The 12,722-nt window shown below is 57.3% G+C and carries 6 protein-coding genes; all 6 read right to left on the minus strand.

Annotated features, from left to right (window positions below; all coding sequences use genetic code 11):
• Positions 1–69 precede the first annotated feature (69 nt).
• The gene (locus FPH17_RS09135; RefSeq protein ID WP_154880065.1) at positions 70–4,833 is read right to left on the minus strand and encodes a DEAD/DEAH box helicase; all 4,764 of its coding nucleotides are present in this window, start codon (positions 4,831–4,833) and stop codon (positions 70–72) included.
• Positions 4,830–8,450: a hypothetical protein gene (locus FPH17_RS09140; RefSeq protein ID WP_154880067.1), complete on the minus strand. Its 3,621-nt coding sequence runs from the start codon at positions 8,448–8,450 to the stop codon at positions 4,830–4,832. Before FPH17_RS09140 ends, FPH17_RS09135 begins: the two co-directional genes overlap by 4 nt.
• A gap of 1,021 nt (positions 8,451–9,471) precedes the next feature.
• A complete protein-coding gene (gene cas2, locus FPH17_RS09145; RefSeq protein ID WP_167496807.1) occupies positions 9,472–9,747 on the minus strand; it encodes a CRISPR-associated endonuclease Cas2 in 276 nt (91 codons plus the stop codon).
• Positions 9,744–11,657, minus strand: coding sequence for a CRISPR-associated endonuclease Cas1 (gene cas1 / locus FPH17_RS09150; RefSeq protein ID WP_154880072.1), 1,914 nt, complete (start codon positions 11,655–11,657; stop codon positions 9,744–9,746). The genes cas2 and cas1 overlap by 4 nt, the downstream gene beginning before the upstream one ends.
• Complete coding sequence (cas6, locus tag FPH17_RS09155) at positions 11,644–12,366, minus strand: CRISPR system precrRNA processing endoribonuclease RAMP protein Cas6 (protein WP_154880073.1); 723 nt, start codon at positions 12,364–12,366, stop codon at positions 11,644–11,646. Before cas6 ends, cas1 begins: the two co-directional genes overlap by 14 nt.
• The gene (locus tag FPH17_RS09160) at positions 12,363–12,722 is read right to left on the minus strand and encodes a hypothetical protein (protein WP_154880075.1); all 360 of its coding nucleotides are present in this window, start codon (positions 12,720–12,722) and stop codon (positions 12,363–12,365) included. Before FPH17_RS09160 ends, cas6 begins: the two co-directional genes overlap by 4 nt.

The following is a 12,722-nucleotide window of genomic DNA, read 5'->3' on the forward strand; positions in this document are numbered from 1 at the left end:
CCCATTAGTTGGACTGATCGACGTCGGCTCCGTCCACGCCTTGAACCCTGATGCAACTGCTGGTCGTAATCACGCTGCCTCTCCCCCAGTTGCACGGACCAGTTCACTGAGGAGGTTGATTGCGTCTTCGCGGCGTAGCTCTTCGTGGTATCGCTGGTTGGAGTAGGATCGGAGGCACTGGTAGCAAGACGTGTCAATGCCACAACTGCATTGCTGCACTCTCTTCAGTGCTGCTGCGGCTACTTCTGGCATGTGTTCGAAGATCTTCTGGCTGATTCCGGCACCGCCGGGCACGGTGTCGTAGAGGACCATGGTTGGTCGGTCTTGCCATATCGCGATGGTGCCGTTGAGGTCGTCTCTGTTGATCTCGAGGAGTTCGGAGGATGCTTCGATGAGGGCGTAGAGTGCACTTCGCCATGGTTCGAAGTCGTGGTCGCGGCATGAGGGGATAGATATTGTCGCGATATCCGTCTGGAAGAAGTGACCGAGCGTTTTCACTTCTAGCCGTCCGGTGCAGTGGCGCCCGTTCCGCGGGTTGGTGTGTTGCTTGGGGTACTCGGCTTCGTTGGTGGCGTAGCCGCAGCGTTCGCAGATTTTGAAGCCGCGCTTTTGGGGTCCCTGCTCCATGATGCCCATCTCGGTGCGCTTCCATGATGCGGTTTCTGCATGGGCACCAATCGCTGCGGAGGGGTAGGTCCTGGTGGCGTTTACGTCACCGAAGTCTCGGACGAACTCGACGCGGTTCCACCGACCGGATGGCGGGACCATCCGGGCACGGCGCGTTGCCCGTTGCGCGATGAACCCAAAGATGGGGTGCGTCATTTGACGGTCGCTTCGAATTGGCAGTGGGGCGTCGCAACGGGAGCATACGGTGCCATCTGCGAGTGGGGTGGTTGAGGTTTCGATGTGTTCACAGTGTGGGCACTGCGCCCAGTGATAGTTGGGCACGGCTCGTTCTGGAATGGTTCGTAAACCTCCGGAGGTCCATTCGTAACCTCCGGCGATCACGCTTGAGCCGGGAGCGTAGTCGCTGATAGCGAGTTGCAGGTCTCGAGACAGATTGAACTGTTTGCCGGTGTTGCTGAACGTGGTTTGGAGTTCAACGGTGTCTACTGGGAACCCGTACTTTGGCAGGAGGTTGACGCGGGGAAGGTACGTGAGCAAGTTCTGCCTGACCAGTGTGTTGATGCTGAAGCGGACGCCTTCGGCACCTTTGAAGTTGTGCTCGGCGCTCATCGCATCGCGGGCTTGCACCAGGGTGCTGTGGTCGTGTTTGAAACCGTCGTACTCTTTCTTCCACAGGTCGAGGTAGGGCTGGATCCACCCCTTGGATTCAATGCGGAGGGAATCGTGCACGGCAGCCGGGAAGATTCTTCGATAAGCAGCGGTGATGTCGCTGGGGAGGTCTGCGAGGTAGTCCTCGAGGTGCGTGAGCCCTTCGGGCACGAGGTCGGTGCCGAGGAAGAAGTCGCCGATGGTGTGCCATTCGCGTCCGCGCTCAGCCTGGTCCCGGAGGAACGCTGCGAAGGCAACTGAGTACATGTGGCGTTCATCGATGCGAACGTTCTCGGTGGTGATGAACGGTGCAGGCATTTCTCCATCGATCATGGTGAGTGGATCGGTGAAGATGGAGAAGTCATGTGAGGCGCGCCGGGCATATGTGAGCACGAACGCGGCGGAGCCGGCCCGACGCCCCGCGCGTCCGGCGCGTTGCACGTAGTTGGCGGTGCGTGGTGGAACGTTTCGGAGGATCACGGCCTGCAGATCACCGACGTCGACGCCGAGTTCGAAGGTGGTGGAGCAGCTCAGCACGTTGAGGGCGCCCTTGATGAAGTCTTGTTGGATGGCGGCGGCCACCTCGGAGGTCCACTGCGCGGTGTGTTCTTTTGCTCGAAGCGGGATGAGCTCCATGTTTTCTGCGAGGTCGCGGTAGTGGTGGCTCAGGAAAACGTCGCTACTGGTGTTCAGTGGACGGAGTGTTCCCTCGCAGGAACCGTTGGTGCACAGATTGAGCACGTTAAACGGGGTCACGGTACGGCAGGTATCGCACTCAAACCAGTCTGAGTCCTGGCCGTGCAGAACTTCTAACTGTTGGGGGACAACGGCGTATCCGGCTGCTTTGACACTCGGACGGTCTATGATGCTAGCTGCCTGCAGGCCCTCGAATGCGAAGCGCAATAGGATTTCGGCGCGTTCTCCGGTGCCATCCGTCTCGCCGATTTTGGCAAGGAACTTCCGGACATACTGCTCACGGCGGTTCGTCCGTCCGGTTGCGGGGAGCCAGGAGTAGACACGGTTGGTTGGGTCGCCTCCGCCTTCGAGGCGGAATGAATATTGGCCGTGAGTTGGCGAGAGCCTGTCGTCGTCAAGGTCGACTTTGTCGGAAGCGATAAGGGCGCCGCGGTGTCGCATTTCGGTGACTAGGACGTTCAGTAGTGCGGTTGCGGCGGCGTGTGCCTCATGAGTTGGAAGCTGTTCGCTGAGCAGCGTCGTCAGCTGGTCAAGCAGCGGCATAGTCTGGAGCGTTTCGTTCTTGACCTGGACTTTCGCGAGGGCGAGACCTTCGAGCGAGAGACGTCGCGCGACGGAGGTCAGGTCGGCGAACAGTGCTGTGTGTATGGTTTGTTGCTGCCCAGTGGTATTCAGCCCTTGCTCGAAGATAGAGTTCTCGCGTGCGATCTGCCACGCCTTTGCCGTGATCTGCTCGAGGGAAGCAGGCGCACCGGCTGTAGCTCGGAGGGCCTCTACAAAGATGCGACGTTCGAGTAGCCGCTGGTAGGTGTTCTCCAGGTACGGTGCGGCGAATGCCGCAGCTTGTCGGGAGTCGGAGAACGCGAGCAGCTTGCGTCCTCCGCCGATCAGCGCACGAGTTTCGGCATCTCGTGATTCCGGCAAGAGTTGGAACAGCGATGTGGTGAGCACTGCGGGCGCGGCGTTGTTGTCGGTGAGCAGGCGCCGGATCTGTCCTTCGCGGGAGCCCCCGCAGACGATACAGGTAAGGGAGCGATCGTTGGGAAGCAGACGGATCGGTGCGAGGTCACTACTGTGGCATGTAGTGTTTCTGCAGGCTGTAACGTCGCTGTGGTTGATGGTTCCGCACGCCATGCATAGTCTGTGCAGCTTGCTTACTTCTGCGTGCGTGTCCGTTGCTTGTGAGGGCTGGAGTACTTGGTCGTCGTCATCGGAAAGGGCGATGTCGCCGTCTGGGTTGAGTACCGCCCAATACAGGGAGCGTGAGTTGTAGCTGGATGCAGTTGGTTGGAGCGTTCCGTCGATTTGTTCGGCTCGGATGTGTACTGCTCCGCATGTGATACAACTGCCGATCTCGTAGACGGGCCGTCCGTCCTCTGTCTGAAGGTGTCGCTGGATTTGGACCTGCGGAACCAGCCCGGGTGCATAGGAGAGGAACGCGCCTTCGGTTGCGCGGATAAACATGTGGTAGCGCGCAGAGAGCACAGGGGTTCCCTGTGGCTGGGATTGCGTGATTGATCCTGCCAACAGAACAATGTTGTGCACGCGGTGCATCGCCTGACGCAGTTCGAGGTCTGGCCAGAGCTCTCGGGCGAGGTCTTCGAGGGGTTGGCTGCCTTGGGTCAGTAGTTCTCGTAGTTGTACTACGTGCTGTTCTCGTTGCAGGGCTTCGTATTCGTTGGTGGCTGTTACTTCGGCCTGGTTGTACACGGCAGTGCGGCATTCGCCGGTGTCGTAGGGGGCGTCGAGAAGCTCGGGGGTGAGTGACCAGGTGGCCTCGGTGGGGTGGGTGACTTTGGTGGCGTAGATGACGTTTTCGGATTTGAACGGCGCCCCGAAGAGTTCGGAGCCGAACTCGGTGACGCGCTCGTCTCCGCCTTCGAGCGATGCTGAGGTGGCGATGCACTGCAGCGGCGTGTCGCGTGAGACACGGTCGCGTACGCGGCGCAGCAGCATGGCAACTTCACTTCCTTGGGCACCTGCGTAGACGTGTGCTTCGTCGATCACGATAAACTGCCAGTTGTTGGCGTGTGCGCCGTCGAAAAGGGCGGTATCTCGTGGTCGCAGGAGCAGGTACTCGAGCATGGCGTAGTTCGTCAACAGGATGTGCGGTGGGGTTTCCTGCATTTCTTCACGCGAGAGGAGCTCATTTGGGATGGGTTCGGCGTCGTGGCCTTCGACGACTTTGTAGTATTCGAGCGCCTCCTTTCGCGTCGTTTTGGTGTCGCCTGTGTAGCGTCCGAACGTGATGTCAGGGATATCCGCGAGAAGCGAGCGCAGCCTCTTGACCTGGTCATTCGCGAGTGCGTTCATGGGGTAGAGCAATAACGCACGCACGCCAGGACCGAGCTTGCCGGCGTCTCTCTGGCGAAGGAGCTCGCTGATGATGGGCAGCAGGAAGCTCTCGGTTTTACCGGAGCCAGTACCGGTGGAGACGATGATGTTGTTGCCGGCTTGCGCTTTGCGTAGCGCGTGTTCCTGGTGCTCGTATAGGGGACGCTCGAGGTCGAAGCTGCCTGAGAGGTCTCGGAATCCGGGTGCGAGGACGCCTTCGTCGATGAGTTGGTTGGCCGTCTTGCCGGGGGCATACGCCGGTGTCAGCTCGAGGATAGGGCCTTTCGCCAGGGAGGCGTCATTGCGCAAGGTTTCAGCGAATGCCGCGGCGATGTCTGGTTGCCGCATGCGCAACAGGGTTCGCAGGTAGCGGTAGTAGTCATCTTTGATGGAGGAGGCAGCTTCTACGGGGTCAATGTTGTGCTGCGAGGTGGCGTTCGCCTCGTGCACCATTGCTTCTCGACGCTTTCCTTCGGTGTTAACCGGCGTCGATGCAGATTGGAAAACTTGGTCAAAGATGCTGCTCATAGTGATAGGTCCTTATTGGTGAGGGAGAGCGTGACTGCCTCCGCGTAGACGAGGTCGAAGATGAAGAGTTTTGGTGCGTGGAGCGCCAGCTCGGCAAGGGTGTCGAGGTGTTCAGTGAGGAACGGGATAGGTTTGATCAGTTCGTGCGCGGTCATGCGGAGTAGCAGCATGGACACCAACGACACATAGGGGACTTTTGACCACAGGTCGTTGCTTTGTGCACCGTTCGTGTTCAGAGTGGTGATTGCGGGGTAGAGAGCAGGGCTGGCTTTATTACCGATGAGGTATTCCACCCCCTGAAGCTCCTTGAAGAGTGTGGCAATGTCCGAGATCCTGTCCAGTGGTGCATGTGCACGGATGAGTTCGGCATGGGCAATCATGCGCGCAGCAACGTCCAGCACTGCGTGGTCGAGCGCAACCACGTTGAGTAGCTCATCGAGGCGTGCTAACCGTTCCGCAGGAATGACTGGAAGTTGTTGTAGTTCCCGATTGGTGTCTTGGAAGATCTGGGAGGGGTTTCCTTGCCGATAGAGCAGGTCGAAGGCCACTTTGCCGGTGTCTTTCAGGAAAGCCTGTGAGGCCTCTATTTCTTGTAGTGTTTCCGGGGTGGCGGTGCGTTCATAGAGGGTGCATAGGTCGTTCATTTCCTGGAGTACCGCGATCCATGGAGCCGGGTGGAATGGACCGCTGGTTTCTGGTGAGGCGAAACTGTCATATATCAGCCTGGTGGCGAGCAGCATTGCAACCTGTTCATTCTGAGACAGCGATGTCGCGTCGAGTACCTCCAGTGAGGCGCGTGGGTCGTGGCGAAGGTGGAGCTGTGTGGCCTCATTGAAGTCCAACATCGAATCACTGTACGTGCTGATGACGTGGTGGAATTTCCTCCGTGTTTCCCACACCTTCTTAAGCTCACCCGGGAGCAGCGCGTTTTTGGGCACTGGCTGGTAGAGCCAGATATCTGCGCTAAGGGGGCCGACAAAGCTGTTCACGGTCCCGTCGTCCACAACGAACGCCTGCCGCGATGGGAACGGGGATGCCCATGTAGATAGGAAGGCCTTTTCTTTCGCGTCGAAGATGAGTGGGCCTTTCCCGAGCAACGTTTCCGGAAGTTGAGCCGTGTTTCCCTGCACCTTGAGCTCGTGTGCGGGTGCTTCGGGTTCGAACAGGAGCCATGCGCGGAGGTCGATTCCCCGTTCAGCTGTTCGTCCTGTTGTCAGTACCGCTTCGGCACCGTCTACCTCCACGTTTTTGAGCAGTTTTGCGCGTGAGAGCCGCGCGATGGGAGCGAAGACATTTGTTCGTTCAACTTCCCCGGGCCGGAATTTGCCGCGGCGATTCGGGTTCTGGCGAACGTACGCATCGTATTCGGTCTCCTTGTACCAGCTCACCGCGAGTACGTAGGTCCGACCACCCTCCAAACCGGCGTTAAGGCTGGTCATGCTTGTCTGCCAGCGGTGTTTCTTATAGCTGGAGCTTAGGCTGATGCTACGGAGAACGCGGTGCGTGTCTGCCTTCATTTCTATAATGTGCGCGCTGACTTCAAAGGCCGGTTCTGGGAAGCGAAGCTCGAATAATCCGGTCGTCTCCACGTCGTCGATGTTGAACGTGAGCGGCTCGGAGCGCCATACATTGGCACGGTCTACTGTGGGGATGCGGAATGCCATGGCCGGAGCGTTGACCTGGACGTCAAGGAAGTACGTGTCTGAGGCTGCTGCGTTAGATACTCGGAACGTCTTCGGTGCGCCGTTGTGTGTTGTGCGCTTGTTGGCTGGAGGAAGCCGGAGGCCAGAGCGTGTTGCGTCGTCAAACGTTACAAACGCCGGGCTGAGCGTGCCACCTGAGGAAAAGTTCTTCCCGGGCTTGGGGATGAGGATCCGGTATGGAAGGGACTCTGCGGATTGGTACGTGAGTGAGGCCTTCAGCCCCTCGGCGATATTGATGGTGCAGGTCTCGTTCAGGCTTCCGTTCCGGAAAATGCTGTAGTCGAATACGCCGACCCAAGGGTCGTCGCAGGCGTCGAGTAGCGGAATTGGTGTGCCGTACTCATCCACTTCGTACTCGTAGACTTCGTAGTCCTCAGCGCCGGGGGTGCCATTTACGCGGTGAGTACACTTGATTGTCCAGGTTGCGCCGTCATCGGGCAGGGTAATTGATGGGATGGTGTGCAGTACCGGGTGGTGATTCAGCCCAACAACATGCTCGAGTGCAACGGCCGCGAAGTCTGTTTGCGGGGTCCGAATGCGATTCACCGGGACCGTGTGCTGCTTCGAGCCGATACGAATATTGAGAGGCTCATTGCGCAGACGAAGATGGCGAATACGCCACCCGTGCCAGCCATCGACGGGTATAGAGGAGATTTCCGGGTGGTTGCTCGAAAGCTTCGCGCTGCCAGGCATCAGGATGTATGCGGAAGAACCGGTCAACTCTTTCTGATTTCTCCGGGGCTGTCCGCTTTGACGGAGAAACAGAAATGGCCGGTCGGGATCTAAAACCTGAGCGATCTTCTTGATGCTGCCACCGCGGATGCCATAAATGTTCCGAGTTTGTTCGCTGATTGGGACGCGGACTTCCTGGAACCCGAGCGTGGTGTAGTCCCGCGGCTGGGAGATTTCGATGCGTCGGGAGTCAAAAAGGAAGGCGTGCTTGATTTCGTGGGCGTCGACATCTTCCATTGCCGGTACAGCGGGGATAACGAACTCAATCACCCCGTTTTCCAGATCAACGTGAATCGTTGGGGCGGCACTCTGCTTAGCAGCCCTCGCAGCAATTGGCTCTTCTTGAGTTACCAGTTCGCGGCCGGCGAGCAGATCGACAACCGTGGTGAACGCAGGTTCAGGTAGAGAAGCGGTATAGCCCGGCTCGAAAGCGTCTTCCCAGCCAGGGGTTGAACGCGAGAACTCTGCGAGTTCGTAGAAGCGCTCAAGAATGTTGATGGCGCGTTCGCCACTGTATTTCAGCAGGTTCTGGAGTGTGAACGGGAGATCGCGCCGGACCGCCTCGCCGTGCACATACTGCGCGAACTGGTGAGCGTCCCCGAACTTCATCCCATCGCCATGGAGTGTTTGAATCAGCTCAACGACGGTCTGCGCATCCTTCGCTGAGATTCCAGCATGCAAGTAAATCTTTGCGACGTAATCACGTCCCCGAAAAGAAACGTCATTAAACGGGGCGAGCCGTGTCCTCGTGAGCCAGGAATGCAGCCGATCACGCGTCAACTGAGGAAGCCAGTGATCTTCGTCCAAATTAAATTTGTGCAGGAAACTGTCCCAGAATGATGCATCGCCGCTTATCAACGCGTGGTGGACCAGCGCAGCAAGCACCACCATCGGGTGCCTATCGATGAGCCCTTTCGCCTGCTCCTCAGAACCTTCCGTCGCTTCGAGCAAACGTTTGAAAAGCTGGTCGAGCACTCCAAACCCACGCGTGCCGATGTACAGATCCGCCACAATAAACTGCGGCTCCTCGACTCGGGCGAGGTAGGGTTTCCTGAGGTCGCTGATGGCACGAGCGAGAATGTTTGAGGCGCTCCGCAGCTGGTCAACCACGGTATCAGTCGTGAGGACAGCGTTGAGAAGCTCGGCTAAGTCCTGTTTTCGGGCTATACGGTTTTCAGACACATATAAATATTAGCTACCGCGCCGGACATTCTTGGGGGATTGCTGATTGAGGTCTCCCGACGAATCGGCGAGATTCAGCTTCGAACGCCATGCAAGCACCATGCTTTACATGTGGGGATACATTTCAATTCACTAAACAGTGAGACTCAGCTTCGAACGTCATCAAAAAAGGAGAGATACGAAGATGATGAGTTTCGATTCGCTAAACAGCGAGACTCAGCTTCGAACTGATCCGAAGTTCATCGCTCATTCTAATGGAAAGTCGTTTCAATTCGCTAAACAGCGAGACTCAGCTTCGAACCCGGCACAGCTTGCTGGTAACAAGACCGTGTTCGACTAGTTTCAACTCGCTAAACAGCGAGACTCAGCTTCGAACTCGTCCTCACCCTCATTGTCGGATTCGTCGTTGCGTTTCAATTCGCTAAACAGCGAGACTCAGCTTCGAACGCAAGGCAAGAAAACCGTCCTTGCGACCTCACCTGGTTTCAATTCGCTAAACAGCGAGACTCAGCTTCGAACTAAGTACAGCGCTGTGATGCAACACTGTCCTAAGGTTTCAATTCGCTAAACAGCGAGACTCAGCTTCGAACATAACAATAAGTACGCCGACGACCGTGTCGAATTCGTTTCAATTCGCTAAACAGCGAGACTCAGCTTCGAACACGAATCGACCAGGCCATTGCCTCTGGTGACCAGTTTCAATTCGCTAAACAGCGAGACTCAGCTTCGAACCAGAAAGGAAAGTTCCATGCACCCTGTAGTAATTATGTTTCAATTCGCTAAACAGCGAGACTCAGCTTCGAACCTGAAGGTGAGCAGATCCCAATGACCTTCGACGCGTTTCAATTCGCTAAACAGCGAGACTCAGCTTCGAACCCTACCAGATTTTCGTAGCCTGTGACCAGCATCGATTGGAGGCGCGTTCACACACCGGGCATTTGGCATATGGATGGGAGGCAAGACGAGTTAAAAAAGAAGCATATTGCCTGGTCACGCCTGTTCACACTCCTGCCGTGTTTTCCTAGATGATGAACCACCCCTGCTGGCCGTCTTCGAGGTCCATTTGGCCATGGGATCCGATAGCAGCGTAGCAGGACTTGCATACGGGTAAGAAAAGGATGCGGTCAACATCCAGGTTGCATAGGTCGAGGATTTCTTGCTGCCAGGAGGTGTCAGGGGTGGTGGCGTGGACGATGAAGACAGATTCTTGGATGCGCTCGCCGATGGCTTGCAAGCGAGCAGACACTTTGGAGCGGCGCCGGTTGTGGGAGATGTCGTAGCAAACGAGATACTTCATCGCCATGTAAATCCTGTGAAGAGTGTCGGGTCGTGTTCCTCAATTGCGCGCATGACGCACTCGGCCTGCCGGTAGAGGGTACGGCGCGTGCTGCCTTTGAAGTTATCCAGCGCACTCGAACGGACTTGGAGCATGCGCCGTTCGTATTCTTTCAGCAGGACCTGTTTCCCTTTCTTAGTCAGGAGTATTCCGCCTGGCCGATCGCTGTCTGGGCACCCGTGGTCAGGTGTGAGCGAGCCCCACTTGGCAAGTTGGAGGACTACACTATCTACGACGTAGGGGCGGAACTCTTCCATGAGATCGAGAGCCAAGCTTGGCCTCCGACGCGCATTGCTCGATGCGTGCATAATGCCGCACGCCGGTTCCAATCCGGCGGCTGCAGCAGCCGCAGTCGCTTCCGAAGCAAGAACGGCATAGCCGTACCCGAGTGCAGCGTTGACAACGTCGCGGGGTGGGCGGCGGGACCGGCCGTCGAAACGCAGTGGTTCGGGGAAGAGCAGCCCGTAGGCGTGGAAGTAATTGCGGGCGGCGATGCCTTCAAGGCTCATGAGAGCCTCAATTGAAGAGGCGTCGGTAAGCTGCTGACGTGCTTCGACGATGTCTTTGATAGAATCTTTTACTGCTCTGGCATTCGCTACGCTGGAATGTCGCCGGAGCAGCGTGAGCTGATGGCTCAGCTTCGAAGAAAGCAACTCCCGTGCAAGTGCGAGGCAGAACTCTTCGTCGGTGCTGGCCGCAATTTGCAGCTGGAGGCGCTCAACGTTGGCTGCTGAGGAAGCACTCTGCAAGCGTCCCATGAAGGATCCGCGGCGTGACAAGAACGTGATGGGTAACCCGGTGTAGAGCGCGTGGGATCTCACACCGGCGGAAACCCCGATGGAGCCGAAACAGACGATTGCTCCGACATGGGTTTTCGGTACGCTGAGCAGCTCGTGGCGTTTGCCGTCGCTGATTCTGATGCGTCCCTTATCCGTGTGCACGTAGGAGCCTTGTTTTGCCACGTAAAGCGTTTTCTTTGGGGCTTCCTCGTACTCGTTTACTTCAGCGGTACTGGGGTGCTTTGGTCCGAATTCTTCGCCGAGGAAGGTAAACCCAGACTTGAAGTTCATAATTTCGCTGTCTTCGCTGTTGAGCGTCATGCCCTGTCTTCCTAAGAGTTGTGTGGCGTAGGTGATGGCGTCGAGCATTTCGGATTTTGTGTGTCCGAATACTGCCATGTCATCGGAATATCTGACGAGGACGTAGCCCCGTTCTTGCAGTTTGCGATCGAAGGCGCGGAGAGCAAGGTTTAACAGAAGTGGTGAGAGTGCACACCCTTGCGGGATGCCCACGTTGCTGAGTGCTTCCCCTGCAACTGGCCGCACGACCAGCTTATGAAGGAGTTCGTCGAGTGAGTTGTCGGGAAGCAGAGAAAGGAAAACCTTGAGGGCATATTCGCGGGGGATGTGGTCGAAGCAGTCGTCGATGTCCATACGTGCACACCAGTCAAGTCCGCTGTCTCGGTATTCGACGATGTCTGCGGTCGCCGTAAACACCCCACGTCCTGGGCGGTATGCGTGGGCAGCGGCATCCACCCCACGGTCTGTAAACGGGGCGCACTGTTCGACGACCGACCGCTCGACAACGCGGTCCCGAACAGAAGAAACCGACAGCTTTCGAGTGCCTCCGTCATCTTTAGCCATATAGAACCGATGGAACGGCTTGGGCTGGTATTCGCCGCTTAGCAGCTGCTCATGGAGTTCAGCAATCCTTTCTGTTGCTGCATCTTGGAACGCGTCAATTGCGCGTGAATGGTGCCGCTCCCCGGCAGCATTTCTGCGTACGTCGACCCCCCCAAGCATCCCAAAGATTGGAAGGATCGGCGACAGATTCGATGAGCGGAGCTGGCAACGTCGGCTACTTTTCTGCATCCAAGTCGATCACGCCCAAGCCACGGGTGGTGTAGGACCCCAACCCGGTAAGCAACGCGAGACCGAAGAGCGAACTGAACGTCTGGGCGGCAAGGATCGCATCGAACTCGTAGGTCATGGTGCCTTCGAATCCTGACACCGTAACCTTCTTCCCGAGGGTGAATACACGGTTTCGCCCATCAATATCAGTTACCCGACTATTGGCCAGGATATTCTGCTTCTCTGCTGTAAACGTCTCTTTCGGAAGAAGTGGGCTGCCGAACACGTCCGCCCAGCGGTGCGTCATCGAATTCAGCAGTCGCGCCGGGTCCGCCAATGGTGTGGTTTTGCTACCGGTGCGGAACGTTGTGGGTGTACGGAACACGACAGTAATCCGCCTCCAAGGCGTGATTGCTCGCAGGTCTTCCTCGCTCTTCGAGAAAATACGAGCGGGCTCAAACAACACCTGCGCCTGTTGCTTCCCGATCTGGAGCGTTTGCCCCGGAAAGGCTTGCTCAAGGAAGCGGTCGGTGGCCTCGTCGCCGATAGTAGTAACCCGTAGCGACGCAACACCTGGTTGTTCCTCCTGCAGCATGCCTATGGACCACGGTTTTGCGCGTTGCCAGTGTTGCTGGTCCAGCAAGCGTGATACGGCTGCGTGGACGTGGGCGAGTTTCACTGAGCGCGCGTCCACGTTGCCGAGCAGCAGGTCCCAAGCATTGACGATCATACGAGCCTCGCTAACCCTCTACAGCCGATAATTTCATTGCGTTCGTTGCGTGCGACTGGGTAAGGGAAATAGAGATCGTCCCGATGCGGGAGCGCCTGACAAATCAGTTGCGACACAATCAAGATGGTGCCTGCGCAATAGTCAGGCAGGTTCTCTACCTGCTCGGTGTAGCTGACCTGCGCGGTAGGGATAGCAACGCCGTCAGCGTGCAGAGCATCAGCCGGCGTGACTGCTTCTGACACCCGGGCTGCTGCGTCCGTTGCAGGGAGGGTCAATACGACATCATCATGGCAACCGTTTACGCCATCGCCCAAAAAGTGAACTGCGTGTGGTGTGAAGTTCAGGATTTTCATCAT

This window comes from Corynebacterium gottingense (genome assembly GCF_007559235.1).
Classification (GTDB): Bacteria; Actinomycetota; Actinomycetes; order Mycobacteriales; family Mycobacteriaceae; genus Corynebacterium; species Corynebacterium gottingense.